This window comes from Stenotrophomonas sp. YJH_SMC_91 (genome assembly GCF_059368495.1).
This window is the reverse complement of the sequence record NZ_JCAFRT010000015.1, coordinates 1-26,709: the sequence shown is the minus strand read 5'-3', so window position 1 is coordinate 26,709 and position 26,709 is coordinate 1. Positions and strand designations below refer to the sequence as shown.

The 26,709-nt window shown below is 67.4% G+C and carries 21 protein-coding genes; 9 read left to right on the top strand and 12 right to left on the bottom strand.

Translation table 11 applies throughout. From position 1 onward, the window contains the following. Positions 1 to 41: 41 nt before the first annotated feature. Positions 42 to 2,027, top strand: coding sequence for a transglycosylase SLT domain-containing protein (locus tag AC5P5X_RS16620; protein ID WP_043034015.1), 1,986 nt, complete (start codon positions 42 to 44; stop codon positions 2,025 to 2,027). 206 nt (positions 2,028 to 2,233) lie between these two features. Next, complete coding sequence (locus tag AC5P5X_RS16615; RefSeq protein ID WP_109337677.1) at positions 2,234 to 3,454, top strand: multifunctional CCA addition/repair protein; 1,221 nt, start codon at positions 2,234 to 2,236, stop codon at positions 3,452 to 3,454. Positions 3,455 to 3,533: 79 nt separating this feature from the next. Here the strand turns inward: AC5P5X_RS16615 and AC5P5X_RS16610 are convergent, their stop codons facing one another. The 3 genes from AC5P5X_RS16610 to AC5P5X_RS16600 are packed head-to-tail and all read right to left on the bottom strand — an operon-like array spanning position 3,534 to position 5,393. After that, the gene (locus tag AC5P5X_RS16610) at positions 3,534 to 3,968 is read right to left on the bottom strand and encodes an SseB family protein (protein WP_005411035.1); all 435 of its coding nucleotides are present in this window, start codon (positions 3,966 to 3,968) and stop codon (positions 3,534 to 3,536) included. A 49-nt stretch (positions 3,969 to 4,017) separates the two neighbouring features. Then, positions 4,018 to 4,353, bottom strand: coding sequence for a hypothetical protein (locus tag AC5P5X_RS16605; protein WP_043034012.1), 336 nt, complete (start codon positions 4,351 to 4,353; stop codon positions 4,018 to 4,020). Further along, a complete protein-coding gene (locus AC5P5X_RS16600) occupies positions 4,350 to 5,393 on the bottom strand; it encodes a S41 family peptidase (protein ID WP_049396472.1) in 1,044 nt (347 codons plus the stop codon). Before AC5P5X_RS16600 ends, AC5P5X_RS16605 begins: the two co-directional genes overlap by 4 nt. Before the next feature lie 411 nt (positions 5,394 to 5,804). Here AC5P5X_RS16600 and AC5P5X_RS16595 point away from each other — a divergent pair, with 411 nt between their 5' ends. Continuing rightward, positions 5,805 to 6,239, top strand: coding sequence for a hypothetical protein (locus AC5P5X_RS16595; protein ID WP_062605636.1), 435 nt, complete (start codon positions 5,805 to 5,807; stop codon positions 6,237 to 6,239). A gap of 209 nt (positions 6,240 to 6,448) precedes the next feature. Here the strand turns inward: AC5P5X_RS16595 and AC5P5X_RS16590 are convergent, their stop codons facing one another. The 6 genes from AC5P5X_RS16590 to AC5P5X_RS16565 form a co-directional block, all read right to left on the bottom strand. Then, positions 6,449 to 9,478: an autotransporter family protein gene (locus tag AC5P5X_RS16590; RefSeq protein WP_111189028.1), complete on the bottom strand. Its 3,030-nt coding sequence runs from the start codon at positions 9,476 to 9,478 to the stop codon at positions 6,449 to 6,451. Between the two features lie 299 nt (positions 9,479 to 9,777). Continuing rightward, on the bottom strand, positions 9,778 to 10,845 hold the full coding sequence (locus AC5P5X_RS16585) for an acyltransferase family protein (RefSeq protein WP_043034006.1): 1,068 nt from the start codon (positions 10,843 to 10,845) through the stop codon (positions 9,778 to 9,780). Further along, on the bottom strand, positions 10,845 to 11,993 hold the full coding sequence (nagA, locus tag AC5P5X_RS16580; protein WP_062605631.1) for an N-acetylglucosamine-6-phosphate deacetylase: 1,149 nt from the start codon (positions 11,991 to 11,993) through the stop codon (positions 10,845 to 10,847). The genes AC5P5X_RS16585 and nagA overlap by 1 nt, the downstream gene beginning before the upstream one ends. After that, the gene (locus tag AC5P5X_RS16575; RefSeq protein WP_495216013.1) at positions 11,993 to 13,021 is read right to left on the bottom strand and encodes an SIS domain-containing protein; all 1,029 of its coding nucleotides are present in this window, start codon (positions 13,019 to 13,021) and stop codon (positions 11,993 to 11,995) included. Before AC5P5X_RS16575 ends, nagA begins: the two co-directional genes overlap by 1 nt. Before the next feature lie 7 nt (positions 13,022 to 13,028). Further along, positions 13,029 to 14,096: a LacI family DNA-binding transcriptional regulator gene (locus AC5P5X_RS16570; protein ID WP_006391719.1), complete on the bottom strand. Its 1,068-nt coding sequence runs from the start codon at positions 14,094 to 14,096 to the stop codon at positions 13,029 to 13,031. Positions 14,097 to 14,135: 39 nt separating this feature from the next. After that, positions 14,136 to 15,425: a sugar MFS transporter gene (locus tag AC5P5X_RS16565; protein ID WP_099562495.1), complete on the bottom strand. Its 1,290-nt coding sequence runs from the start codon at positions 15,423 to 15,425 to the stop codon at positions 14,136 to 14,138. A gap of 378 nt (positions 15,426 to 15,803) precedes the next feature. On the opposite strand from AC5P5X_RS16565, the gene AC5P5X_RS16560 reads away from it, so the two are divergent. The 3 genes from AC5P5X_RS16560 to AC5P5X_RS16550 all read left to right on the top strand — a co-directional run bounded on the left by AC5P5X_RS16560 (position 15,804) and on the right by AC5P5X_RS16550 (position 22,144). Further along, a complete protein-coding gene (locus tag AC5P5X_RS16560; RefSeq protein WP_024957032.1) occupies positions 15,804 to 16,823 on the top strand; it encodes a glucokinase family protein in 1,020 nt (339 codons plus the stop codon). A gap of 143 nt (positions 16,824 to 16,966) precedes the next feature. Beyond that, positions 16,967 to 19,675, top strand: a complete 2,709-nt coding sequence (locus AC5P5X_RS16555; RefSeq protein WP_005411048.1) for a TonB-dependent receptor — start codon at positions 16,967 to 16,969, stop codon at positions 19,673 to 19,675. 111 nt (positions 19,676 to 19,786) lie between these two features. Further along, a complete protein-coding gene (locus AC5P5X_RS16550) occupies positions 19,787 to 22,144 on the top strand; it encodes a beta-N-acetylhexosaminidase (RefSeq protein ID WP_111189025.1) in 2,358 nt (785 codons plus the stop codon). Between the two features lie 105 nt (positions 22,145 to 22,249). On the opposite strand, the gene AC5P5X_RS16545 is transcribed toward AC5P5X_RS16550, so the two are convergent. Beyond that, on the bottom strand, positions 22,250 to 22,642 hold the full coding sequence (locus AC5P5X_RS16545; protein ID WP_005414493.1) for a VanZ family protein: 393 nt from the start codon (positions 22,640 to 22,642) through the stop codon (positions 22,250 to 22,252). Next, the gene (locus AC5P5X_RS16540; RefSeq protein WP_010480950.1) at positions 22,639 to 23,823 is read right to left on the bottom strand and encodes a class I SAM-dependent methyltransferase; all 1,185 of its coding nucleotides are present in this window, start codon (positions 23,821 to 23,823) and stop codon (positions 22,639 to 22,641) included. The genes AC5P5X_RS16545 and AC5P5X_RS16540 overlap by 4 nt, the downstream gene beginning before the upstream one ends. A 59-nt stretch (positions 23,824 to 23,882) precedes the next feature. Between AC5P5X_RS16540 and AC5P5X_RS16535 the strand changes: the two genes are divergently transcribed. Further along, entirely contained in the window at positions 23,883 to 24,620 is a 738-nt protein-coding gene (locus tag AC5P5X_RS16535; protein ID WP_111189024.1) for a pteridine reductase, read from the top strand. A 31-nt stretch (positions 24,621 to 24,651) separates the two neighbouring features. Here the strand turns inward: AC5P5X_RS16535 and folK are convergent, their stop codons facing one another. After that, positions 24,652 to 25,137, bottom strand: a complete 486-nt coding sequence (gene folK, locus AC5P5X_RS16530) for a 2-amino-4-hydroxy-6-hydroxymethyldihydropteridine diphosphokinase (protein WP_099480173.1) — start codon at positions 25,135 to 25,137, stop codon at positions 24,652 to 24,654. A gap of 92 nt (positions 25,138 to 25,229) precedes the next feature. On the opposite strand from folK, the gene AC5P5X_RS16525 reads away from it, so the two are divergent. Then, positions 25,230 to 25,973 (top strand): proteasome-type protease, encoded by a 744-nt coding sequence (locus tag AC5P5X_RS16525; RefSeq protein WP_012481280.1) that lies wholly within the window; start codon positions 25,230 to 25,232, stop codon positions 25,971 to 25,973. A gap of 44 nt (positions 25,974 to 26,017) precedes the next feature. Then, positions 26,018 to 26,155: a hypothetical protein gene (locus AC5P5X_RS16520; RefSeq protein WP_181453846.1), complete on the top strand. Its 138-nt coding sequence runs from the start codon at positions 26,018 to 26,020 to the stop codon at positions 26,153 to 26,155. Positions 26,156 to 26,709 lie beyond the last annotated feature (554 nt).

Genomic DNA, 26,709 nt, shown 5'->3' with positions numbered 1-26,709 from the left:
GCGTGCACGCAATGCGAAACTGAATTCAGCCAGCCCCCGCTATGCTGGGCGCCATGACCCGACGCTCTTCGACCGCCCTGTCCCTGCTGCCCTTGGCCACCTCGCTGCTGATCGGCTGCGCCAATGCCCAGTCCCTCGACACCCAGAACGCGCAGCTGAAGGCCGCGATCGCTGCCGCCGAACGCGGCCAGTTCGATCCCGGCCAGGCCGCCGCACTCAGCCGCCATCCGGCTTACGGCTGGCTGGAGTACGCCAACCTGCGCCGCAACATCGACACCGTCGATACCGCGCAGGCCCAGGCCTTCCTCAAGCGCTATGACGGCCAGGCCGTGGCCAACACGTTCCGCAGCGTGTGGTTGCCCTCGGTCGCACGCCGCCAGGACTGGCCCACCCTGCTCGCCAACTGGGCGCCCACCGACAACGCAGGCCTGCGCTGTGCGCAGCTGACCGCGCGCCAGGTGACGGGCAAGGTCGATCCGCAGTGGATCAGCGAGGCACAGGACCTGTGGCGCAAGAACGGCAAGTCGCTGCCGGACGGCTGCGACGCGGTATTCGCAGTGCTGCAGGCACAGGGCGGACTGAGTGACGCATTGCGCTGGGAACGCATCGATGCCGCCGCCGACGCCCAGCAGCCGGCCGTGATGCGCAGCGCCGCACGTGGCCTGCCTGCCACCGACCTGGCGCTGGCCAACAATTACGCCGCCTTTGTCGACAAGCCCAATGCCAGCGCATTGAACTGGCCGCGCAACGAGCGCAGCCGGCGCATCGCCACCGACGGCCTGGCCAAGCTGGCCAAGGCCGACCCGGCCGCCACCGAACAGCAGTTGCCGCAGTACGCCCAGGCGCTCGGCCTGAGTGCCGAGCAGCAGGGCCAGGTGCTGTACCAGATCGCGCTGTGGACGGTGGCTTCCTACCTGCCCGATTCGGCACGCCGCCTCAACGCAGTGCCGGAATCGGCGTATGACGAACGCCTGCACGAATGGCGCGTGCGCGAGGCGATGTCGCGCGGTGACTGGCCGGCGGCACTGACCGCGATCCGCAAGATGAGCAGCAAGCAGCGCAGCGACCCGCGCTGGCGCTACTTCGAAGGCCGCATGCTGGAGAAGACCGGCCAGTCCCAGCAGGCGCAGCCGCTGTTCCGCGAGGCCGCGCGCGCACCGACCTTCCACGGCTTCCTGGCTGCCGACAAGCTGCAGCAGGGCTACACCCTGTGCCCCTGGAGGCCGAATGACAGCGCGCAGGCACAGGCGGTGATCGCGCGTGACCCGGCCATCCAGCGCGCGATGGCGCTGTACCAGATCGACCGCACCGGCTGGGCCGTGGCCGAATGGAACAGCGCGCTGTCGCGCTTCGATGACACCCAGCGCCGCCTCGCGGTACGCGTCGCGCAGGACAACGGCTGGTTCGACCGCGCCGTGTTCGCGCTCGGCAAGCAGCCGCAGGAACAGCGCCTGTACGACCTGCGCTTCCCGCTGCACCACGACGCCACCATCCGCCGCGAATCGGCACGCAACGCGATCGATCCGGCCTGGGTGGCGGCGGAAATCCGCGCCGAGAGCACGTTCACCCCGCGTGCGCGCTCGCCTGCAAACGCCATGGGCCTGATGCAGGTGCTGCCGGCCACCGGTGCCGGTGTGGCCAAGTCGATCGGCCTGACCGGCTACGGCGGCGCCGACAGCCTGTACGACCCGGACACCAACATCGCCATCGGCACCGCCTATCTGCGCCAGCTGATGAACAAGTACGACGGCCTGCCGTACGTGACCATCGCCGCCTACAACGCCGGCCCGACCCCGACCGCGCGCTGGCAGAGCCAGCGCCCGGGCTTTGACCCGGACCTGTGGATCGAAACCATCAGCTACAAGGAAACCCGCGAGTACGTGGCGCGCGTGCTGGCCTTCAGCGTGATCTATGACTGGCGCCTCAACGGCGATGCGCTGCCGCTGAGCGACCGCCTGATGGGCCGCCTGGTGGACAAGCGCAAGAACTTCAGCTGCGCCGCCAACGCCGAGCAGGGCGGGGATTGATCGCACTGCGGTAGTGCCGGCCGCTGGTCGGCATTCCCCGGTATCCACGCCCTGGGGAGTGAAACGATGAGCCTGCTGGCCTGGATCAGGCTGGCCGCTGTATCGGTAGTGCCGGCCGCTGGCCGGCAGCTTCGGGGTGACTGCGGTTGCCGGCCAGCGGCCGGCACCACCGGTGCATCTGCGCCGGGCATGCGATGATTCCAGCCATGAAGATCTATCTTGTCGGCGGCGCCGTACGTGACCGCCTGCTGCAGCGCCCCGCCGGCGACCACGACTGGGTGGTCGTTGGCGCCACGCCCGCGCAGATGGAAGCGCAGGGCTACACCGCGGTCGGCCGCGATTTCCCGGTATTCCTGCATCCAAAGACCGGTGAGGAGTACGCACTGGCGCGCACCGAACGCAAATCCGGCCGCGGCTATCGCGGCTTTGTGGTCGATGCCGACCCGGGAGTGACGCTGGAAGAAGACCTGCAGCGCCGCGACTTCACCATCAATGCGATTGCCTGCGACGAAGACAGCGGGGCGCTGGTCGATCCTTACGGCGGCGTGCGTGATATCGAGCAGCGCGTGCTGCGCCATGTCGGCCCTGCGTTCGTGGAAGATCCGTTGCGCGTGCTGCGCGCGGCGCGCTTCATGGCGCGCTTCGCGCCGCTGGGCTTCACCGTTGCGCCGGAAACGATGGATCTGATGCGCGAGATCGCCGCCAGTGGCGAACTGGACGCGCTGGTGCCGGAACGCGTCTGGCAGGAACTGCGCAAGGCGCTGGTCAGTGAGCGGCCCTCCGCCTTCCTGCGCACGCTGCACGATGCACATGCACTGGGCCCGATCCTGCCCGAGCTGGAAGCGCTGTATGGCGTGCCGCAGCGTGCCGAATTCCACCCGGAAGTCGATACCGGCATCCACCAGGAAATGGTCAGCGACATGGCGGCGAAGCTGGCCCCCGGCGATGACCTGGTCGGCTTTGCCGCGCTTACCCACGATCTCGGCAAGGGCCTGACCCCGCCGGAGGAGTGGCCGCGCCACATCATGCACGAACAGCGCGGCATCCAACCGCTGAAGGCACTGTGCGCGCGGTTGAAGATTCCTGCCGAACACCAGCAGCTGGCTGAAGCGGTGTGCCGCGAGCATTTGAACGTGCACCGCATCGATGAACTGCGCGATGCCACCGTGCTGGAACTGCTGGGCCGCTGTGATGCGCTGCGCCGGCCGGAGCGTGTGGCCCGCATCGCACTGTGCTGCGAGGCCGACAAACGCGGCCGGCTCGGCTTCGAGGACGCCGACTACCCGCAGGGCGAAACGCTCAAGCGCCTGCACCAGGCGGCACTGTCAGTACAGGCGCGGGACCTTGATACCACCAATCTGAAGGGCCCGGCCATCGGTGAAGCGTTGGCCAAGGCGCGCGTAAAAGCCATCGCCGCCGCCCGCTGATCCGCAACCGCCGTGGCGGCCGCGCACCGACTCCCATGGGTAGTGCCGGCCGCTGGCCGGCAACCCTATATCGCTGGCTTCAATGCGCCATCCCGCGGGTGATCGCCGCGGCGCGCTGCTTCAGCTGGGCCACGGCATCGGGAATCATCTCCATGCCCACGTCCAGGCCGGGGTTCAGCACCAGGCCGACGCCGTCGCCGATCCCGGCCAGCAGCGCGTGCACCGCGATCGGCATGGCATGCGCGAACTGCGGCAGCTGCTCGTGCCACAGGCCCGCGCGCTCGGGCGCGGTGAACACCGCGAACATCGGCTCGCCGCTCTCGCTGGTCAGCACCAGCGGCGAGATGCTCTCGTCCCAGGCACCGTCTTCGCCGATGGCCTTGTCCAGCAGCACGAACGCCGTCGAGGTCAGCAGGCCATCGAGGAACTGCGATGCGGTCAGCGTGCCGTCCTGGGCCTGCAGAAGGCGCACCTCGAGGTCGTTGAGGGGTTCGAACGGGGTGTCGTGGTCCATGGTCGGTTCCGGTACGTGGTTGCAGGGCAGACTTTAACAGGCCCGCTCCTCAACCGAGGAATCCGTGCCGCCACAGCCAGCCCAGCGCGGCCAGCCCGGCCACGCCGACCAGCATCAACGGCAGGCCGAAGCGGTGCCGCCACGGGATCGGCACCCCGCCCAGCTGCTGGTCCATGGTCTCGGTATCCAGCACCCAGCCGTGCCCGCACCGGGTGCAGGCCAGCTCGTAGCGGCGCTGGTAGGTGAGGCCAAACAGCAGGTCGATGCGCGCCATTTTGTAGCGCAGTTGCGGGGCGAACTCGGTTTCCGTCTGGCAGCGCAGGCAATGGTGGGCTTCGGTTGGGCCGACCACCACCACCCGCTCCTGCTGGCCGATCAGGATCATGGATCAGCGGCCTGGCAGGCGGGTTGGGCCAGCAGCCAGGCTTCGGCGGCGGCCAAAGTGGCGGCATCACCCTCGATATGCTGGTCGGGCTCGATCTTCAAGCCATCACCACGATCATTGCGGTCGCGCATCACGGTGGTGGTCAGCAGCAGGCGACTGCCATCGGCAAGCGTCTGCACGACATTGCCAGTGGAGACACCCGCAGTGGGCTGACCGAAACTCCGCGTCTGCGGACGACCACGCCACGCCAGCACCGAGGCCTCGCCCGAACTGCCGGTGCGCGGCCCGAACAGCACCGCCACCGGCGCGCCGGGCTGCCGCAGCACATAGCCGGACTGGCCGAAGTCCAGCACCGACTTGCCTGCACGCTGCACGGCGGTCGCGGTCAACGTCCAGCGCTCCGGCCCCTGTGCAGTTTCGAACGACCCCACATCTTCGTTGTTCACTACCGAGGTGCGCAGCAGCGGTGCCATGCCCAGCAGCATCGGCCACATGTTGCCACCGCTGTTGTCACGCAGGTCGACGATCCAGCCACAGCGCGCGCCGTCGTCCTTGCTGCGGATGACCTGCTGCCACCGCGCGGCACGCTGGATGTCCTGGCGGAACTTTTCCTGCGGCGTCGCGCCCGGCGTGGAGGCATAGCCCTCGATGACCACCCAGCCGATGCGCATATCCACCGCATCGGCCGCCTTGGCCCGGTCCACGGCGGCGGCGCCGGCCTGCTGCGCGCGCGCAAGGGATTCGCTCTGGCGCTGGGTCGTCGTCCATCCGCCATGATTGCCCGTGCTGACCGCAATGGCTTCGCGCAGAACGGCCAGCCGTTGCGCCGGGTCGCCCTGCGCCGATTGCAGGCGTACGCGGGTGGCGGCCCAGTCCACCCGATCGCGATACAGCGCCTGGCGTTCAAGCAGATTGAGGATCTCGGCCTGGGCCTCCGGCGAGGGCACCTCGACCGCGCCTGGCGTATCGGCCATGGCGCCGGTCGCCAGCAACACGAGCATCAGCGCGCCGATGCGACGCACTCCCTTGCGAACCTGCATGTGACGTTTCCTTGTCGTTGAGGCAGGCGCACAGCATAGCCCGCAGGTGATGGCTTTCGCCATGCGCGAACTGTCGTATCTGGCCCCGCCGCGGGTTGCAGCAAGACAGCGTGCACGCGATCAGTAAATTGCAACTTTGCCCATGTCATTGCCACGTAGAACGCGAGAAGGTTACCTCCGTCGGCGCCTCCTGCGCTGGCCGGGATTGGCGTCCTGAATCAAACATCGAAACGATCGAGTTGCCGCCTCAGCGGCAATCGCGACAATGCACCGGCTTGCCCATGGCGGGCGGTGCGTGGGGATCCTCGTGATCCGTCGGCTTTTTTTCGTTTCGATTTTGACCGGCACGCCAACCCGCACCGCCCGCCACCTTGCACGCCGCAGGTGGCCTTGCCTCGTGAGGTTGCCGCCATGAACACGCCCCACCCCACCTATCCACGCCTGCAGGCATTGCTCGGCGCTGCACTGCCCGGCCTGCAGCTGCCCACTACCGCCGCCGAAGCGTTGGAAGATGCACTCGCCGAAGCCAACGAACAGGCGCCGCCCTCCGCATTCTTCGCGCGGTTGCGCGGCATCGCTCACAGCCACGCAGCCGACGGCCAGGCGTGGCGCGAGCGGCAACTCAGCGAGGGGCGCGGTCGGGAACTGGCCGAGGCGACGCGTTGCCTGGCGGCGTTGTCTGCGTGCGGCGGGGTACTGCTGGCTGCACAGTCTGCGCGCGAGACGGACGATGCGCAGGCGCAGTGTCCGCCGCAGGTGGAGGAAGGCCTGCTGCATGCAATGGTGGTGTTGGCCGATCATGCCGGCGCGCTGGTGGAAACGGATGCGTGCGCACCGCTGCTGTAGAGCCGAGCCGTTGCTGGGCTGCGCGGAGGTCATGGCATCGGTGGGATTCGTGCCGACCAAGGTCGGCACCTACCAGAGCAGGTCATGGCAGTGGAAAGCATCGTGCCGACCAAGGTCGGCACCCACCAGAGCGGATCATGGCGTCGATTGGCCCTGTGTCGACCAAGGCCGACACCCACCAGAGCGAGTCATGACACCCGTACCGCGCGCTACCAGTCCGCGCGCAGGCCGATGTTGCCTTCGATGATGCGGCGCTTCTCGTTGCGGTCGCCACCCAGTTCACGGGTGTAGTCGGCCACCGCGTACGCGCTGATGGTGCGGTTGAAGCGCCCTACCGCGCCGACACCGGCTTCGAGTGCACGCGAGCGCTGCGAATTGAAGATCACGTCATCGTCGAAGCGGATACGGTCTTCGCCGGAACGGCCGTGCCAGTAGTTGAGCTTGAAGTACGGCTGCCAGCCGTTGTCGGCCAGCTGATAGTCGCCGGCAAGGCGCAGGCCGACGCGGCCGGTCCAGGCGTTGTCGTTGTCGAAGCGTACGCTCGACACCGCATCGCGGCGGTCGTCCAGCGAGGTGCGTTGCCAGATCACCTGCACCTGCGGTTCCAGCCACCATGCGGACTGACCGAAGTGCAGCAGCGGTTTGCCCGCCTCCACCGACACGCTGGTGCCATCACCCTTGATCCCGAAGCCGAGCCCGCGCGAGGAACGCACGCGGCCGTCGTAGCGGCTCTGCATCGCCACGGCGTCGATGTAGCCGCCACTGCTGTCGGTGAAGGTCCAGTACAGGCCCACGTGCTTGTCGTCCAGGCGGTTCTGGCCTACCTGCACGTTCTCCCAGCCCAGTGCCAGGCCGGTGGTCTTGCCCTGCGCGCGGGTGCGGCCGACGAACACGCCGATCTGGTTGCGGTGGTTGTCAGAAGCAGCAGCCCACACGTCGAGGCCGGCCTGCAGGCCCATCACATCGCCATCGAAGCCGGGCTGCGAATCGCCCTTCCAGTGGATCTCGCTGCTCTGCCCCACCAGACGGCCCCAGGCGGTGCGGAACGCACCCTGGCTGTACAGCAGGCGCTGCTCGCCCTGCCGCTCGTGGAAGGTACCCAGGCTGGCCAGCGAGGTCTCGCGCAGCAGCGGCGGCACCACGGCATAGGCAGCAGTCTCCACGCGGTACAGCGGCACCACCGCGCCTTCGGCGGGGCGTGCGCCCGGCGTCGGCGGCGCACCGGTTCCGGGCAGCGCACCGCCGGCCACCGGCACGTCCGGTACCGCTGGATCACTGGGCGGCGCCACAGGCGCCGGTTCCGGTGGCGGCGGCGGTGGTGCGGTCTCGCCGGCTGTCAGGTCTGGATCGGGGGCGCCTTCGGGCGGCGGCGGCGGTGCCGGGGTGATCGGTGGCGGTGGTGCGACAGGTGGCGTCGGCGGCGGCGGCACGCCATTGATACCGCTCCCGTTTGGCGCTGGTGCCGGGCCGGCCACCAGGGTCGAGCGCAGGTACCAGTTCTCGCTGGTACCGGCACTGACACCACCCTTGAACAGGAAGTACTCGTAGGCGCCAGCCGCCACCGGCGCGAACAGCGAGAACGCACCCGGCGCGGTGCGGCCACCATTCAAGGCCTGCACCACCAGGATGCCATCGGCCAACGTGGCAGCGCCGCTGCCGCCGGCATTGAGCACGCCGATGCCGGTCGTGCCGGTGACGGCACCACCATCGATCACCAGGCGGTCGCTGGTTGAATTATCCGCCCCCAGAACGGTGCGCAGGTACAGACCACCACCGTCACCGCGGTAGTTGCCACGCACGGTGAACACGTCGCCGGCGCCAGTACCGGTCAGGTCGATGCGCCCGGCATTGACCATCTCCACCAGTGCACCACTGTTGAACGGACGGATGGCATGGCCGCCACTGCCTGCATAGACGGTGCTGGTGTCATCCACCGTGAGCGTTCCGGTGCCGGTACTGCTGTCACCCAGCACCAGATCGCCATCAAAGGTCAGCTCGGTGCTGTTGGCCAGGCTGATCGCCTCCCAGTTCTGGAAGCGGCCCACGCCCGTGGTCTTGACGTTGTTGAAGTTGAGCTGGTCGATGCCACTGCCGCCGTCGAACAGCGGCACCGCACCGAGGTTGCCCTGGTTGAGGCTGCTGAGGTTGGCCACGTCGTTGTCCGGCCCCATGTCGATCGCGCCGTAGACGATGCCACCGCCACTCCAGTTGAAGGTGTCGCTGCCGGTACTGAGCAGCACCTGCCCGCGCACGGTGCCGTCGGTGATGGTCACGCTGTCGTTGCCGCCACTGACACTGATGTTGCCGCCGATGTAGGCCGTGCCCGAGATGATGATGGTATCGGTGTCGAAGCCGGTCACCACGTTGCCGTCCACCGTACCGCCAGACTGGTCCCACAGGTTCTTGTCCAGCTTCATGTTGACGCGGCCGATGCGGCCAGCGGTCATCCAGGCCTGGTCGCCATCTTCGAACGCGCCGATGATGCGGCCACCGCTCATGCGGAAGGTATCGATGTTGTCGCCCTGCTGCAGCGCGCCTATCGTGCCGCCACTCATGATGAAATCATCGCGGCCACTGCCCTGCGCCACCACGCCGGTGACGGCGCCGCCGGTGACGGTCATCTGGTCATCGCCGCCGCCCTGGTCGACGCTGTCGATCGTGCCATCGCTGAGCAGCAGCACATCGTTTCCATCGCCCTGCAGGATGCCGCCGCTGATGCTGCCGCTCTGCATCTCGAGGCGATCATTGCCCGCATCGAACTGTACGCCGGTGCGCCCGCTGATCGTTCCTCGATTGACCAGCACGCTGTCGCCCGCACCGACGAACTGCAGGGCGGTGTTGTTGCCGGTGCTGATGCTGCCGGTGTTGTCGACGCGGCTGCCACCCCCAAGCTGCACGGTTACACCGCCGACCGAACTGATCGCGCCCTGGTTTGACAGCAGGTGACCACCGGCGCCGACCAGCGCGATGGCCGATCCACCACCACTCTGCTGCAGCTGTGCACCGGCGGCGACATTGACGGTGATGCCGGCCGCACCATTTGCGGTAACGGGAGTGGTCTGCGGATTCGGCGCGTTGGTATCACAGGTGACCGTCTGGCCGGCAGTCGGTGCCGGGCTGTTGCAGCCGGCCCAGGCAACGCTGGCGGTCGTCAGAAGCAGGGAGGGAACGGCGAGGGCCTGCAACACGGAAACAGCAAGGCGGCGCGGACGGAACGCACGCGGAACGGCACGGTACATGGGGCACTCCTGGGCGGGCAATCAGGAACTGCGTATGTGCGGCACGGCGCTTGCAGTCTGCCGTGTGGTGAACCATTTCGATAGGTGAACTTGCGTGCGGGAAATCACAGTTCAGATGTGAAATCGCCCAGCCCTCACGCCGATGTGATGTGGCTGAAATCGTTCATTTTTTCCGGCATCCGGAATCACGCGCAAAGCATCCATGCATGGCGTGGATCTACTGATCCTGGATCGCCAATCGATTCGCTCATGGCACCTGGTAAATCTACGTCATGCCTGGATGCCGTTGGCGGATGGGGTCAGATCTTCAGGTAGATCTTCCGCTTATCCAGCCACCACGCCACGCCCCACCACAGTGCGACGAACACCAGCGCCTGCAGCATCGACGCCAGCTCCAGCGCCTGCGGCATCGCGGTGGCCAGCTGCTGCCAGATCCACCCCCAGATCCCGGTGGCCATCAGCACCACCGACATCACCGATGCCCCCAGGTACGCGGTGATCGCATTGACCCCGAAGCGCCGGCCGAGTGCCGGCCAACCCTTCTGGTCGATCAGCACGTGGCCCAGCCACAGCGCCAGCGCGGCCAGGCCGCCGGTCCACAGCACGTAGCTGGGCGTCCACAGCTGCTTGTTCAACGGCAGAACCACGGCCAGCAGCAGGCCCAGCACAGCGGTCGCCATGCCCAGCCCTGCCAATGCCGCCGAACGCCCGTTGCGCAGCAGGCCACCGGCAAGCAGGCCGAGCACGGTACTGGCCAGCGCCCCCAGCGTGCTCAGCAATCCTTCCGGGTCATGGCCCAGTCCGGTATCGGCATGCCACTGGTAGATCCACGGTGCGAACAGCGCGGTATCCAGGCGGCTGGCCGGGTTGGTCCACGGCGCCAGGTCGCCGATGCCCAGCAGCAACACGGTGTACCCCACCAGCAGCGCGATCAAAGCGCCCACCTGCACGCGTGGTCGCGCGTAGACCGCCAGTACGCCCACCAACGCCGCACACACCGCGATGCGTTGCAGCACGCCCCAGATGCGGAAGTGATGCGTATCCAGTGCCCACCAGATCAGCAGGTGCAGCAGCGCACCGGCCATCAGGATGCGCAGCGCGCGCTCCAGCACGCCGCGCGCCAACGCGGGTCGCGCCGCCGCATCCTGCGCGCGCGGTGCCACGCTGAAGGCCATCGACACGCCCACCAGGAACAGGAAGAACGGGAACACCAGGTCGGTGGGCGTGCAGCCATGCCATTCCGAGTGACGCAGCGGCGCGAACACCGCACTCCAGTCGCCCGGATTGTTGACCAGCAGCATCGCCGCCACGGTGATGCCGCGCAGGGCATCGATCGAGCCCAGCCGGCGTGGCGGCGAACTGTTCATCAGGCGGCCTCGTACTGTCCGGCAATCCAGGTACCACGCACCTGCAGGGCGTCGTCCAGCAGCACCAGGTCGGCCTGGTACCCCTCGGCGATGTGGCCCAGGCGATCATCGACATTGAGGAACTGCGCTGGGTACGTCGATGCCATGCGCGCCGCTTCGGCCAGCGGCTGGCCAAGCAGCTGCACGGTGTTGCGCACCGCGGTGGCCATGTCCAGCGCCGAGCCGGCCAGCGAACCGGCAGCATTGCGCACCACGCCGTCGACGGCGGTAATGGTTTCGCCGTACAGCACGTAGCTGGGATCGTCGGCACCGACCGGCGGCATCGCATCGGTCACCAGCAGCAGGCGGCCTCGCGGCTTGGCCGCCAGCGCCACGCGCAGGCTGGCGGGGTGCACGTGAACGCCATCAACGATGATGCCGATCCAGCTGTCGCGGTCCTCCAATGCGGCGCCCACCGCACCGGGCTCACGGCCCTGCAGCGGCGACATCGCGTTGTACAGGTGGGTGAAGCCACGCACACCGGCATCCAGGCCGGCACGGATCTCTTCGTAGGTACCTGCGGTGTGCCCGGCGGCAACGATCACGCCACGCTCGACCAGCGCACGGATGGTCTCCAGCGGCACGCGCTCCGGCGCCAGCGTCAGCACGGTCACACCGTTGTCCAGCGATGCCGCCAGCGCGATTTCTCCCTCGTCCGGCACGCGGAACTTGCTGGCATCGTGCGTGCCCTTGCGCGCCGGTGCGATGTACGGGCCTTCCAGGTGGATGCCGATCACGCCTGGTACACCCTGCGTGATCGCCTCGCGCATCGCAGCGATCGCTTCGCGCATCACTGCCACGTCATCACTGATCAGGGTCGGCAGCATCGCCGTGGTGCCGAAACGGCGGTGCGCCTGCGCGATGGTGCGCAGTGCCGCCACGTCCGGCGTGTTGTTGAACAGTGCACCACCGCCACCATTGACCTGCACATCGATGAAGCCGGGCAGCAGCCAGCCGCCACCCAGGTCCACCTGCTCGGCGGCATGGCCGAGCTGCGGTGCGGCGTCGGGCAACAGCGCGCTGATGCGACCGTTCTCGATCACCAGCGCCAGATCATCACGGAAGTCGTCGCCCGCCAGGATGCGGGCATTGCGCAGGACGGTCGCCATTACACGGTCTCCGTCACCTTGTTCAGGTGCGGCGGCAGGTCCGGGTTGAAGCCACGACGCAGCGCCAGCGCATTGATCGCGCGGTAGAAGCTCTGCACGGTCAGCAGCGGTGCGCACAGCGGGTGCGGCGCAGCAGCCACCGGCAGGTTGCCGCCAGCACCGGCCATCCATACCTGTGCGCCACGCGCGGTGAATTCCTCGACGACGGCATGGGTGCCGGCGCCGGTTTCATCCGGCTGGGCAAAGGCCAGCACCGGGAAGCCGCGGTCGACCAGCGCCATCGGGCCGTGCTTCACTTCAGCCGAGCTGTAGGCTTCGGCATGCAGGCTGCAGGTTTCCTTGAACTTCAGCGCCGCTTCCTGCGCCGCCCCCAGGCCCAGGCCACGGCCGAGCACGAACAGGTTGGTGGCCTCGACCAGGCCTTCGGTCACCGCGCTCCAGTCGCACTGCCACGCCTCACGCAACGCGTCGGGCAGCAGGTCCAGCGCAGCGCGCAGGCTGCTGTCCTGCTTCCAGTACGCGGCCAGCTGCAGCAGCGCGGCCAGCGACGCCAGGTAGCTCTTGGTCGCCGCCACGCTCTTTTCGGCACCCGCGTGGAGCGGAATGACCGTATCGGCCAGCTGCGCCAGCGGTGAATCCTCGACGTTGACCAGCGCGATCACGCGCGCACCGGCCGCCTTGGCGGCCTCGGCGTTGCGCAGCAGGTCCGGGCTCTTGCCCGACTGCGAGATGACGATGAACAGTGCGCCGCGCAGCTGCAATGGTGCGGCGTAGACCGACCCCACCGATGGCGAGGCCGACGCGACCACCAGGCCCAGCTGGGTTTCCAGCAGATACTTGCCATAGGTGGCGGCGTGGTCGGAGCTGCCGCGTGCACAGGTGACCACGAACGGCGGCGGTTCAGCACGCAGGCTGGCGGCCAGGGTTTCCATGGTGGCGTGGTTGCGCGAGAACTGGCGCGCGACCACGTCGGCCGCTTCAGCGGCCTCGGCGAACATCAGGGTGGACGTGGGGTCTGACAGCGACATGGCAGGCTCAGGCAGGATCGGAAGGAAGGGGGCGTGCGCCGGCGGGGCGCATCGGCGCGGTCGAACCACGCACCACCAGCTGCGGCACGAAGCCCTGGTTGTGCAGCGGCGCCGGCGCATCGTCGTAGGCATCGCTGCGCAGTTGCGCGATCAGCAGGCGCGCGGCGTGGCGGGCGATGTCCTCGGTGGCCTGCTTGGCGGTGGTCAGCGGCGGCCACGACTGGCGCGAGAACGGGCTGTCCTCGAACCCGGCAATGGACAGGTCGTAGGGCACGTTCATGCCGGCCGACTTGGCGGCGGCCAGTACGCCGGCGGCGATTTCGTCGTTGGAACCGAAGATGGCGGTAGGTGGCTCGCGCAGCGCCAGCAGGCGGCGCGCACCGCGGAAACCGTCATCGAAGGTGTAGTCGCCCTGCACCACCAGATGCTTGTCCACGGTCATGCCGTAGTCCTTCAGCGCGGCTTCGTAACCGGCATAGCGTTCGCCAGAGGAGCGGTGCGAGATGCCGCCCCAGAGGAAGCCGATGCGCTGGTGACCCAGCTGGATCAGGTGCTCGGTGATCTCATAGGCCGCTTCGCGATCGTCGACGAATACGCAGGCGCCATCGGCCGGGTCTTCGGTGGCAGCGATGATGCGCACCAGCTTGATGCCGCGCGCGGTCAGCGCCTGGATCAGGTCGCGGCGCTCGGACATCGGTGCGGTCAGCACCAGCCCGGCCAGCCGCGAACGCTGCACCCAGTCGGCCAGCTCATCGGCCAACAGCGGCGAGCTGGAGTCGCAGGGATGGATCTGCAGGCCGAAACCGGTCTCGCGGCATGCGGCCAGCACGCCGTTCTGCACACCGATGATGTGGTACGGGTTCGGGTTGTCGTAGACCAGCCCGATCACGAAGGTGGTGCCGCTGCGCAGGTTGCGCGCGGACGGATCGGGCTCGTAATCGAGTTCGGCGATGGCACGCAGCACCCGCGCACGGGTGGCCTGCATCACCGAGGGCTCGTTGTTGATCACCCGCGAGACCGTCTTCAGCGAGACCTTGGCCTTCTCCGCAACGTCCTTGATGGTCGCTCTGCGCATGGGTTTTCCCTGGGGTTGGCTGCCGTCCATCATCGCCGATCAGGCCTTGTCCTGCGGCAGGCCGGCGCGATGCCCGACCACCGAATAGAACAGGATGTACAGGTAGCAGGGCACCATCAGCAGCACGAACACCAGCTGGAAGTCGATGTGCTGCTTGAGCACGGCGAACAGCTGCGGAATGATCGCGCCACCGGCAATGCCCATCACCAGCAGCGCCGAACCGGTCTCGGTGAAGCGGCCCAGGCCACGGATCGCCAGCGGGAAGATCGCCGGCCACATCATGGCGTTGGCAAAACCCAGCAGGGCCACGAAAGCCACCGACACGTAGCCGTGGGTGGCCCAGGCGCCAAGACAGAACACCACGCCCAGCACCGCCGAAATGGTCAGGTAGCGCGACTGCGAGACAACCTTGGGGATCAGCAGCAGGCCGACCACGTAACCGACCAGCATTGCGCCCAGGGTAAGCGAGGTGAACATCTTGGTCTGGTCCAGCGGCAGGTCGAAGCCGTGGCCGTAGGTACCGATGGCATCGCCGGCCATCACCTCCACGCCCACGTAGACGAACAGGCACAGCACGCCCAGCCACAGATGCGGGAACTGGAAGATGCTGCGACGCTCGGCGGCACCGGCCGCAACCGGCGTGGCATTGGCTTCGGACGACTTGATTTCCGGCAGCGGCGAGAACAGCACGGCCACCGCCAGCAGCACCAGCAGGCCGGCCATGGCCAGGTACGGCACATGGATCTTGGCGGCGAATTCGTTGAGCAGCTGCGCCTTGGTCGCTTCATCGGCAGCGGCCACCGTGGCCGACAGATCACCGATGCCATGCAGCACCACGGTACCGATCAGCACCGGCGCGAGCATGCCGGCGATCTTGTTGCAGATGCCCATCAACGCGATGCGGCGTGCCGCCGTCTCGATGGGCCCAAGGATGGAGATGTAGGGGTTGATCGCGGTCTGCAGCAGGGCCAGGCCGCTGCCGATCACGAACAGGCCGCCGAGCGCGCCCGGATACCAGCGCTGGGTGGCGAATTCGCCGAACAGCGCGGCGCCCCCGGCCATCACCAGCAGGCTCAGGCTCAGGCCTTTCTTCATGCCGGTGCGGCGCAGGATCCACGATGACGGCAGGGCCAGGAAGAAGTAGGACAGGTAGAACACCATCAGCACCAGGAAGGCGCCGACCTCGCTGAGTTCGAAGGCGAGCTTGACGAAGGTGATCAGCGGGCCGTTGAGCCAGGTGAAGAAGCCGATCAGGAAGAACAGCACGCCGACGATGGCGATGGAGGTGGCCACGTTCGGGCGCACGCTTGCAGCGGAGACGGCGGACATCGGGAAGGGCTCCTGCGGCGACGGCCGCAGAACGCGGCGTCGGAGAGTGGCTGGGAACAACGTTGTCACATTCTTTCGATGGACAACCGCGGTTTGTCAACTTCCCCGCGAGGCCGCGTGAACCTCGTGCTGCACTGCGCAACCCGATGGCAGCGGATCGTGCTGAATGCGCCGCAGCCCTTGAGCCCCGTGCAGCAACGGCTCCAGCGTGAAACCCATGCTCACGCCATGTAAACGTTTACTGCACGCCGCATTCGTTGCGACGCAGCAACGAAAGTGTCACGAACTCGTTGACATCGTTGTCAGCGCGGTTACAGACTCCGCCCCAATCGCCGCCCTCGAGCCTTGGGGACGGCCCCACCTGCAGCAGGAGCCCGCGTGACCGCCAGCCACCCCGCCCCGGCCCATGTCCTGTCCCGAATCGCGCCCTCGTTCCTGGCCGCCGACGTCGGTGGCACCCATGTGCGTGTGGCCCGGGTCCAGGCCAGCGGTGATGCCGCCCATCCGGTGCAGGTGCTGGAGTACCGCAAGTACCGCAACGCCGACCATGCAGGCCTCAGCGCGATCCTGTCCGACTTCCTCGGCGAAGGCCCGCGGCCCACGCACTGCGTGGTCGCCAGTGCCGGCTACGCCCGCGAGGACGGCACGGTGATCACCGCCAACCTGCCGTGGCCGCTGTCGGCGCGCCAGGTGGAAGCCGACGTCGGCCTGCAGCGGGTCTTCATCGTCAACGACTTCGAAGCCGTGGCCTATGCCGCTGCGCAGGTTGACGCCAGTGGCGTGCTGCACCTGTGCGGACCGGAAACCGCCGCCCGCGGCCCGACCCTGGTGGTCGGCCCCGGTACCGGCCTCGGCGCCGCGCTGTGGATCCCCACCGCGCACGGCCCGGTGGTGCTCCCGACCGAAGCCGGCCAACCGACCCTGGCCGCCAGCACCGAACTGGAAATGGCCATCGTCCGCCACATGCAGCGCGACCGCGCGCATGTGTCGATCGAACATGCGATCTCCGGCCCGGGCCTGATGAACCTGTACCGCGCGGTGTGCGCACTGCAGGGCCAGGCGCCGACCCTGGCCAGCCCCGACGCGGTCACCGCTGCGGCCATGGCCGACAGCGATGCACATGCGCGCCAGGCGCTGGATGTGTTCTGCGGCCTGCTCGGCAGCACCATCGGCGACATGGCGCTGTTCTACGGCGCCCATGGTGGCGTCTACCTGGCCGGCGGCATCCTGCCGCAGATCCGCGAATACCTGCACGCCAGCACCTTCGTCGAACGCTACCTGCAGAAGGGGCCGATGGGCGAAGCGCTGGCACGCATCCCGGTGAAGGTCGTCGAGCACGGCCAGCTGGGCGTGGTCGGCGCTGCCAGCTGGTACCTGCAGCAGCAGTCGGCCGCCTGACACCGCAACAGGCTTCAACGCAATCGCAGCACGCAGTACGTGGCACGCCAACGCACGGGACTTCGCCGCCGCCCCGCGCATGTCATCGCAACCGTAATCGAACACCGCCGCCGGCATCCAATCGAGTGATGAGGAGAGACATCATGAACACCCGCAAGACCCTGCTTTCGGCCGCCATCGTCAGCTGCATCGCCTTCAGTGCACATGCGCAGCAGGCCGCCCAGACCGCCACCGACCTGGATACCGTGCAGGTCACCGGCATCCGTGGGTCGATGGAAAAATCGCTGGACACCAAGCGCGAAGCCAATGCGCGCGTGGAAGTGGTCACCGCCGAAGACGTGGGCAAGCTGCCCGCGCACAACGTCGCCGACACCCTGCAGCGCCTGCCGGGCGTGAACATCAGCTCGTCCAGCGCCGACGAAGGCGGCTTCGACGAAGCCGACCGCGTCAGCCTGCGTGGTACCAGCCCGAGCCTGACCCAGACCCTGATCAACGGCCACACCGTCGGCACCGCCGACTGGTTCGTGCTCAGCCAGGGCAACAACGTCGGCCGCAGCGTCAGCTACTCGTTGCTGCCATCGGAACTGGTGCGCTCGGTGGAAGTGAACAAGTCCTCGCAGGCCAAGCTGCAGGACGGCGGCACCACCGGTACCGTCAACATCCTCACCCGCAAGCCGCTGGAATTCTCCAAGCAGCTCACTGCGGAAGGCTCCATCGGCATGGTGCGTTCGGACCAGGCCAAGTCCAACGACCCGCAGCTGTCGGCACTGTTCAACTACAAGAACGACGAAGGCAACTTCGGCGTGATGGTGCAGGCCTTCAGCCAGAAGCGCGAGCTGCGCCGCGAAGCGCAGGAAATCCCGGGCGGTTTCTTCCAGATCGATCCGAATGGCACCGTGGCCAAGTCCAACCCGGACCTGGCCGGCGTATACGCGCCGGGCCTGCTCGGCTCGACCCTGTTCGAACAGACCCGCGAGCGCAAGGGCGGCCTGGTGTCGCTGCAGTTCAAGCCGATGGACAACCTGACCCTGGGCCTGGAAGGCTTCAGCTCGGAACTGAAGGCGAACAACTACAACCGCAACTTCATGCTGTGGGGTGGCCGCATCCTCAACGACCGCACCGTTGAAGATGCCAATGGCAACAAGATCCTGATTCCGGGCCAGGCCCCGAATCCGGGTTACGTCATCAAGGATGGCGTACTGTCCAACGCCACCTTCGCCGGCCAGGCCGACCGCGACTACGCGGTGTACGACATGATCTACCGCGAGTCGAAGGCCAAGACCAACTACATCACCTTCGATGCCGACTGGCAGATCAGCGACAACCTGGGCATGAAATTCCAGGCTGGCAGCACCAAGGGCACCGGCGAAACGCCGCGCCAGTACATCGCCGAAGTCAACCTGGCCCGTGGTGGCGGCGCCACCTGGGCAACCCACGGCAACGGCTCGCCGATCGACTGGAACGTCGGTGGCAACATCGGCCCGAGCGGCGTGACCGACTTCGGTACCTGGGGCAACCAGCAGGTCACCGCGATCGACAAGGAAAAGTGGGCCACGCTCGATTTCAACCAGTACTTCGCCGACGCTGGCGTACTGAACTCGATTGATTTCGGCGCCCGCTTCGGCGACCACAAGCGCGAGGCCAAGTCGCCGGAAGGCGCAACCCCGGGCGCGATCTGGAATGCGCTGAAGAACGGCGCCACTGCCAACTTCCCCGGTGGCTTCGCCAACGGCATCGGTGGCAGCTTCCCGCGTGACCTGTGGTACTTCACCCCGGGCGCACTGAAGGAAGCAGTGACCAACAACTCCACCTGGCTGTCCGGCAATGACGGCCCGACCGGCCGCCACAACTACGGCGCCGAGTGGAAGGTGTCCGAGAAGAACTTTGCTGCCTACGTACAGGGCAACTTCAGCGGCGACCGCTGGAGCGGCAACGTCGGCCTGCGCTACGTCAACATCAAGCAGGATATCGATACCTACGCCGCCGCCACCGGCTCGACCGTGCCGGACGTGAGCAGCCTGTTCGGCGCGTGGACCCGCGAAGCTTTCGAGAACAAGCACAACCGTGTGCTGCCGAGCGCCAACTTCAAGTACGACCTGCGTGACGACCTGGTGCTGCGCGTGGCCGCATCGCAGACCCAGACCCTGCCGGACTTCTCGGCACTGGGTGCCTCGTCCTACGGTTCGGACCTGAACCGGACCGGCGGTGGCGGCAATCCGAAGTTGAAGCCGGTGGTGTCGACCAACTTCGACGCCAACCTGGAGTGGTACTTCATGCCGCGCGGCATGTTGTCGATCGGTGCCTACTCGATGCGCCTGAAGGACTACGTCGCCTTCAGCACCGAGAAGGAAATGCTGTTCAGCGAGCTGACCAACCGTCTCGAGGAGTACAACATCTCCCGCCCGCGCAATGCCGACGGCAAGGTGCGCGGTATCGAAGTGGCCTATGAGCAGCCGATCGGCGAGTACTTCGGTGTCAATGCCAACTACACCTACGCCGATGGCAGCACCGACCACACCTGGGCCGATGGCAGCGACAACCTGCTGGGTACTTCGAAGAACACCTACAACGTCGGTGCCTACTTCGAGAACGATACCTTCGGTGCACGCGTCAGCTACACCCGCCGTTCGTCGTTCCTGATCGGCCTGTCCGGCGCCAACCCGTACTACCAGGATGACTTCGGCACCCTGTCGGCGTCGCTGAGCTACAAGGCCACCGACTGGCTGAGCATCAGCTTCGATGCGCTCAACCTCAACAACCCGACCTACAAGTACTACCAGACCGCGGCCATCCCGACCTCGTTCTACAGCAACGGTCGCCAGTACTACCTCAACTTCCGCTTCAAGTACTGATCCAGCGGCGGCAACATCGCCGAGTCGTGCACGCACGCCGGGCCTGGGTCATTCCGGGCCCGGCGTTTTTCATGTATAGCGTTCATCGCACCGTTCCAAGGAGTCGTACCGATGGTCAAGCCTTCCCGCGCCCGGATGCGCAGCGCAGTGCTGCTGGGCAGCCTGCTCGCCCTGTTGCCGGCACTGCCGGCACTTGCCGCCGACCCCACGCCCGCAACTGAAGCACCCGGCCCCCTGCTGCGCGCCGACAGCCTGATGCTGATTCCTGCCCCGGCCACCGTGCAGCGCGGCCAGGGCAGCGGCATCACCGTCCGCGCCGACACCGTGCTGCAGGCCGAAGGCGAAGCCGCGCAGCGCGTCGCCAGCCAGTTCGCCGATCTGCTGGCCCGCAGCGGTGGTCCGCGCCTTGCACGAGCCAGCGGCAAGGCGCCAGGCACGTCGGGCAGCATCCGCTTCCAGATCGTGCCCACCTTCCGCGACAGCGGCGAAAGCTACACGCTGGAGAGCACCGCGCAGGGCGTGCTGATCCAGGCCGGCAACGAAACCGGCCTGTTCTACGGCGCGACCACCCTCGCCCAGCTCGCCACCGGCGGCAGCAATGGCGTGCTGCCGGCGGTGCAGATCCAGGACGCGCCGCGCTTCAGCTGGCGCGGTTTCATGCTCGATTCCGCACGTCACTTCCAGAGCCTGGACGAGATCAAGCGCGTGCTCGATGCGATGGCCGCGCACAAGCTCAACACCTTCCACTGGCACCTCACCGACGACCAAGGCTGGCGCATGGAGATCAAGCGCTACCCGAAGCTGACCGACGTAGGCAGCTGCCGCCTGCCGGCCGGCGACGGTGGCATCGATCCGGTCACTGGCAAGGAGCATCCGTATTGCGGCTTCTACACGCAGGACCAGATCCGCGAAGTGATTGCCTATGCCGCGAAGCTGCATATCCAGGTGATTCCGGAAATCGATGTGCCGGGCCACGCGACTGCCGCGATTGCTGCGTATCCGGAGCTGGGCACCATCGATACGCCGTTGAAGCCGATCAGCGAATGGGGCGTGTTCCCCAACCTGTTCAACACTGAAGACAGCACCGTCACCTTCCTCGAGAACGTGCTGGAAGAAGTGATCGACCTGTTCCCGGCCAAGTACGTGCACGTCGGTGGCGACGAAGCAGTGAAGGACCAGTGGGAAGCGTCGAAGCAGGTGCAGCAGCGCATGCGTGCCTTGGGCATCAAGGATGAAATGGCCATGCAGAGCCACATCATCAAGCGCCTGGAGACCTTCCTGGAGGAGCACGACCGGCGCCTGATCGGCTGGGATGAGATCCTCGAAGGCGGGCTGCCGCCGCAGGCCACGGTGATGTCCTGGCAGGGCACCGAAGGCGGACTGGCTGCGGCCAGCGCCGGCCATGACGTGATCATGTCGCCGGTCGGCTACCTCTATCTGGATTACCTGCAGACGGCCTCGCCGAACGAACCGCCCGGCCGCCCGACCCAGGTCAACCTCGGCAAGCTGTACAACTTCGAGCCGGTGCCGGCCGAGCTGGCCGCTGACAAGCGCGGGCACATCCTCGGCCTGCAGGCCAACATGTTCACCGAGCACACGCGCAGCTACGCACGCCTGCAGCACAACCTGTTCCCACGCCTGGCCGCCGTGGCCGAGACCGGCTGGAGCACGCCGGAACATCGCGATTTCCGCGATTTCCTCGCGCGCCTGCCGTCCCAGCTGCAGCGCTACCGTGCCTGGGGCCTGGCCTATGCGCAGACCCCGTTCGAAGTGGGCGTGGACTACACCGACAATCGCGCGGCCAACACGGTGACGGTGTCGCTGGCCAACCCGCTGGGCTATGAAGTGCGCTACAGCACCGATGGCCAGCCGCTGAGCGCGCAGTCACCGCTGTACCAGCAGCCGCTGACCGGGAAACTGCCAACCACCGTGCAGGCTGCCGCGTTCTACCAGGGCCAGATGCTGGCGGCGAAACCGACCATTGCCACCTTCACCGCACAGTCGCTGCTCAGCCGCCGCAGCGATGAGCTGCTCAGCTGCGTGGGCACGAAGGGCCTGGTATTGCGCCTGGAAGACGATGGCCCGCGTGAGGGAACGCGTGCGGTGTTCAACGTGGACATCTTCCAGCCCTGCTGGCGCTGGCCGCAGGCGCAGCTGGACGGCATCGGCAACGTGGAAGTGCGCGCGGGGCGTATTCCGTACTACTTCCAGCTTGCCCACGATGAACCCAAGCGTCGCTTCGAGAAAGCGAAGCGCGCGCACGGCGAGATGCAGGTGCGTCGTGGCGACTGCAGCGGCAAGGTTCTGGCGGAAGTGCCGTTGCCGGCCAAGCCGGATGCCGATGGCTTCGTGACCCTGCGTGCGGCGCTGCCGAAGGGCACGCAGGGCAGCGGTGACCTGTGCATCAACTTCACCGGCGACACGCGCCCGGCGATGTGGGTGCTGGATGAGGTGACCCTGGGGAAATGACGGCAGGCCTGTCCGGGTGGGTGCCGGCCTTGGTCGGCACCTCGGGCAGAGCATCCACGCATGGCGTGGATCTACGGGTAGGTGCCAACCTGGGTTGGCACGCCTTTACCCGCGCCAGCGCAGCAGCAGGTCGCGCAGCGGGGTCAGTGCGGTGGCCATGCCGGTGAGCACACCGATCGTGTTGGCGATGGCATCCATCGGGTCGGCCATGCGGTTGCTGGTCAGCGCGCCCTGGGCAAATTCGATGCCGATGCCCATCAGCACCAGGCCCACGCCCACCCACAGCAGCGGGCGGCCCCGACGGAACAGCTGCACCGCGCTGCCGGCCAGGATGAAATAGGCGAGGAAGTGCTCGCCCTTGTCGCTGTTTTCCGGCAGCGGAATCGGCGGCGGTGGAATGAGGCAGACCACGATCACCAGCAGTACTGCCGTCGCCCACAGCCCGGCCCACAACCGCGGCCGCCGCAGCGGCTTGATCGCCGGCAACACCTCGCTCACAGGCGCCAGCTCAGGTCACCCAGCTCGAAGGCCGGTTCGAAGTCGACGCCACGCTGCAGGCCGATGGCCTGGAAGCGCTCGCCCATCTCGGTCGGCAGGGTCAGCTTCTTCACCTGGTCGCGCAGCTGGATGCGGCCGACCTCATCGGTGCGTTCCTCGGCCAGCAGCAGCACCTGGTCCAGGCCATTACCGAGCAGGAAGCTGGCCTGGCTGCAGTAGCCGGCCAGCTCGAAACCGCCGTGCATGCCGGCCTCGGCCATCGCGGTGAAATCCACCGACGCGGTGATGTCCTGCAGGCCCGGCCAGCGGTGCACGTCGTTGTGCACGTGGTGACGGTAGAACGCACGCACGGTGCCATCGTCGCGGTCGTGCTGGTAGAACTCGCCGCGGTTGTAGCCATAGTCGACGAACAGCATCGCGCCGCGCTGCAGGCCGCCCGCCACCGCCTGCAGCCAGTACGGCAGCTGCGGCAGCACCTCGGAGCGGTAGCCCTCGGCGAAGGGCTTTTCCAGGTAGCGCTCGATATGCCGCACTGCGCCGTTGAGCAGGATGTCGGCGGGCTGCGCGCCACGGATGAAGTTGCCTTCGGCATCCAGCTCGACGGTTTCCTCGTAGACCTCGCCGTCCCGGATCAGGAAGCGCGGGGTCGGCAGCGCGTCGATCACCTCGTTGGCAAACACCACGCCTTCCCAGTCTTCTTCGAACGGGCGATCGACCCAGTCCACGCGCGCGGCCAGCTCGGCCGGCAGGTTCTGCTGCAGGCGCTGCTGCTGGCGCTCGCGCAGGTCGGCGCTGGGTTCCAGGATGGCGTAGCGCGACGGCAGCGCATCCAGCTCGGCCAGGCGCAGCAGCACCGCCTCGGCGAAGGCGCCGGTACCACCGCCGAGCTCCAGCATCCGCGCCTGCGCACCCAGCTGGGCGAACACCGGCGCCAGCGCATTGGCCACGCTGCCGGCGAACAGGCTGCCGAGCTCGGGCGCGGTGGTGAAGTCGCCGCTGCCGCCGAACTTGCTGGCACCGGCGCTGTAATAGCCCCAGCCGGGGGTATACAGGCACAGTTCCATGAAGCGCGAGAACGGCATTGCTCCGCCCTGCGCAAGGATTTCGGCGCGCAGGGCGGCCGCCAGCTGGTCGCTGTGGGCCAGGGCATCGGCTTCGGGCAGGGGGAAGGTGGGCTGCATGGCGTCTTCGAATGCGGTGACAATGGTGCACAGGATAGCCGAGCCTTGGAGGACCCTCGATGAGCGATACCAACCCCGTGGTCCTGATCACCGGCAGCGCGCGCCGGATCGGTGCGGCCATCGCCCGCCAGTTCCACGCCTGTGGCTGGTCGGTGGTGCTGCACGCCAATACCTCCAGCGCCGAGCTGCAGCAGGCCGCGTTCGATTTCGACAATGTGCGTCCCGGCAGCGTGCTGGCCCTGCAGGCCGACCTGCGTGACGCCGACGCCCTGGCCGACCTGGTGGAACAGGCCGTCACCCACTTCGGGCGACTGGACGCGCTGGTCAACAACGCCTCCAACTTCTTCCCCACCCCGCTCGGCCAGGTCACCGCCGAGGCAATGGACGAGCTGTACGCGGTCAACGCGCGCGCGCCACTGCTGCTGTCACAGGCGGCGGCGCCCTACCTGCGCCGCCAGCAGGGCTGCATCGTCAACCTGACTGACCTGCACGGCACCGACCCGATGCGCGACCATATCGCCTACACCATGGCCAAGGCCGCGCTGGAGATGGCCACCCGCTCGCTGGCGCTGGAGCTGGCGCCGAAGGTGCGGGTCAATGCAGTAGCACCGGGTGCGATCCTGTGGCCGGAACAGGGCAAGGACGATTTCGCCCGCGAGGCGCTGCTGGCACGCACGCCGCTTGCGCGGATCGGCACGGTCGAGGAGATCGCCGAAGCGGTCTACTGGCTGGTGGCCGAAGCCAGCTTCGTCACCGGCCACACCCTGCGCGTGGATGGTGGGCGCACGGTCAGTTGAGGTAGTGCCGGCCGCTGGCCGGCAACCGCCGTCATTCCAGGTCCACCACCTCGAACGCTTCGCCAAACTGCGCGTGCGCCCGCCACAGCGTGGCCAGGTCCTGCCCGCTGACCGGGTCGATGAATCCCGGCGCGATGTCCACCAGCGGCTTCAGCACGAAGGCATGCTTCAGTTCCGGGCGCGGAATGCGCAGGTGGCCGGGGCCTTCCACCACCAGGTCGCCGTAGAACACCACGTCGATGTCCAGGGTCCGGTCGGAGAAGCGCGGCCCGCTGCGATCGCGGCCGTGCGCGTCTTCCAGCGCATGCAGCCAGTCGTCCAGTTCCTGCAGTGGCAGATCGGTCTCGATCGCCACCGCATTGTTGAGGAAGGCCGGGCCATCGAAGCCGACCGCGGCAGTACGGTAGGCGGGTGACACCTGCAGTGCGCCAAAGCGCTCGCGCAGGGCCGTCACCGCGGCGTGGAGGTAGCGGCGGGGCTGGACGTTGCTGCCCAGGCTCAGGAGCACGGTGGTCATGCGGTTCAGGTGACGGCACTTGGGGGGGCGTGGACATGCCGTCGTCACGGCGGCCTGCCTACAATCCGGGACGCACATGATAGGGCACCGACATGACCTATTGCGTTGGAATCGAGGTGGACGAAGGCCTGGTCTTCGCTGCCGACACCCGGACCAATGCCTCGCTGGACGATGTGCGCGTGCACCGCAAGCTGCACGTGTTCGAGTACCCCGGCCAGGCAGCCTACGTGCTGATGGCGGCTGGCAACCTGGCCACCACCCAGCTGCTCGTGTCACGCCTGGGGCGCGACGCCGGTGAACGGCGCACGCCCAACCTGCGCGACATGACCCATCTGTTCGAAGCTGCCGAGTACGTCGGCCAGCTGCTGGTGGACAGCCAGGTGCACAGCAGCCACAGCGAGCACGGCCATGACGGGGTCAACACCCAGGCGACGCTGATCTTCGGTGGCCAGATCGCTGGCGAGCGGCCCGGGCTGTACATGATCTACCCGCTCGGCAACGCCATCGCCGCTTCGCCGGAGACGCCCTATCTTCAGATCGGTGAGTCCAAGTACGGCAAGCCCATCCTGGACCGCATCCTCAGCCCGGCCACACGCCTGGAGGACGCGGCGCGCACGGCAATCGTGTCGCTGGATTCGACCATTCGCTCCAATCTGTCGGTAGGCCTGCCGATCGACCTGGCGCTGCTGCGTGATGGTGAACTGCGCATCGGGCAGCAGCTGCGGCTCGGCGCGGATTCAACGTTGTATGCGGACATCCACCAGAACTGGTCACGGCGCCTGGAACAGGCGGTGGACGCCCTGCCACGCTTCCCCTGGGAAACTGCCGAACGGTAGTGCCGGCCGCTGGCCGGCAACCGCATTGATTCCACCACACTGGGATGCCGGCCAGCGGCCGGCACTACCTGGCATCAGCCCTGCGCTTCGGCCACCGCGCGGAACACCAGCTGCATCTGCAGCGGCTGGAACAGGCGATGGGCGCCCTGCCGCGTTTCCCCTGGGAAACTGCCGAGCGGTAGTGCCGGCCGCTGGCCGGCAACCGCATTGATCCCACCCCACAGGGATGCCGGCCAGCGGCCGGCACTACCGGGGCATCAGCCCAGCGCTTCGGCCACCGCGCGGAAGACCTGCTGCATCTGCAGCGGCTGGAACAGGCGGTGGACGCCCTGCCGCGTTTCCCCTGGGAAACTGCCGAGCGGTAGTGCCGGCCGCTGGCCGGCAACCGCGTTGATCCCACCATACAGGGATGCCGGCCAGCGGCCGGCACTACCGGGGCATCAACCCAACGCTTCGGCCACGGCGCGGAAGACCTGCTGCATCTGCTGCGGCTGGAACAGGCGGTGGACGCCCTGCCACGCTTCCCCTTGGGAGACCGTGGACCGGTAGTGCCGGCCGCTGGCCGGCAACCGCATTGATTCCACCACACTGGGATGCCGGCCAGCGGCCGGCACTACCGGGCATCAGCCCAGCGCTTCGGCCACGGCGCGGAAGACCTGCTGCATCTGCAGCGGCTGGAACAGGCGGTGGACGCCCTGCCACGCTTCCCCTGGGAAACTGCCGAACGGTAGTGCCG

Coding starts and splice junctions, on each gene's coding strand:
- AC5P5X_RS16595 (WP_062605636.1), top strand. CDS start 5,805: ATGAACACGCCCCACCCCACCTATCCACGCCTGCAGGCATTGCTCGGC.
- AC5P5X_RS16525 (WP_012481280.1), top strand. CDS start 25,230: ATGACCTATTGCGTTGGAATCGAGGTGGACGAAGGCCTGGTCTTCGCT.
- AC5P5X_RS16520 (WP_181453846.1), top strand. CDS start 26,018: ATGCCGGCCAGCGGCCGGCACTACCTGGCATCAGCCCTGCGCTTCGGC.
- AC5P5X_RS16600 (WP_049396472.1), bottom strand. CDS start 5,393: ATGCAGGTTCGCAAGGGAGTGCGTCGCATCGGCGCGCTGATGCTCGTG.
- folK (WP_099480173.1), bottom strand. CDS start 25,137: ATGACCACCGTGCTCCTGAGCCTGGGCAGCAACGTCCAGCCCCGCCGC.
- AC5P5X_RS16535 (WP_111189024.1), top strand. CDS start 23,883: ATGAGCGATACCAACCCCGTGGTCCTGATCACCGGCAGCGCGCGCCGG.
- nagA (WP_062605631.1), bottom strand. CDS start 11,993: ATGGCGACCGTCCTGCGCAATGCCCGCATCCTGGCGGGCGACGACTTC.
- AC5P5X_RS16585 (WP_043034006.1), bottom strand. CDS start 10,845: ATGAACAGTTCGCCGCCACGCCGGCTGGGCTCGATCGATGCCCTGCGC.
- AC5P5X_RS16615 (WP_109337677.1), top strand. CDS start 2,234: ATGAAGATCTATCTTGTCGGCGGCGCCGTACGTGACCGCCTGCTGCAG.
- AC5P5X_RS16565 (WP_099562495.1), bottom strand. CDS start 15,425: ATGTCCGCCGTCTCCGCTGCAAGCGTGCGCCCGAACGTGGCCACCTCC.
- AC5P5X_RS16570 (WP_006391719.1), bottom strand. CDS start 14,096: ATGCGCAGAGCGACCATCAAGGACGTTGCGGAGAAGGCCAAGGTCTCG.
- AC5P5X_RS16605 (WP_043034012.1), bottom strand. CDS start 4,353: ATGATCCTGATCGGCCAGCAGGAGCGGGTGGTGGTGGTCGGCCCAACC.
- AC5P5X_RS16540 (WP_010480950.1), bottom strand. CDS start 23,823: ATGCAGCCCACCTTCCCCCTGCCCGAAGCCGATGCCCTGGCCCACAGC.
- AC5P5X_RS16620 (WP_043034015.1), top strand. CDS start 42: ATGCTGGGCGCCATGACCCGACGCTCTTCGACCGCCCTGTCCCTGCTG.
- AC5P5X_RS16575 (WP_495216013.1), bottom strand. CDS start 13,021: ATGTCGCTGTCAGACCCCACGTCCACCCTGATGTTCGCCGAGGCCGCT.
- AC5P5X_RS16590 (WP_111189028.1), bottom strand. CDS start 9,478: ATGTACCGTGCCGTTCCGCGTGCGTTCCGTCCGCGCCGCCTTGCTGTT.
- AC5P5X_RS16555 (WP_005411048.1), top strand. CDS start 16,967: ATGAACACCCGCAAGACCCTGCTTTCGGCCGCCATCGTCAGCTGCATC.
- AC5P5X_RS16550 (WP_111189025.1), top strand. CDS start 19,787: ATGGTCAAGCCTTCCCGCGCCCGGATGCGCAGCGCAGTGCTGCTGGGC.
- AC5P5X_RS16610 (WP_005411035.1), bottom strand. CDS start 3,968: ATGGACCACGACACCCCGTTCGAACCCCTCAACGACCTCGAGGTGCGC.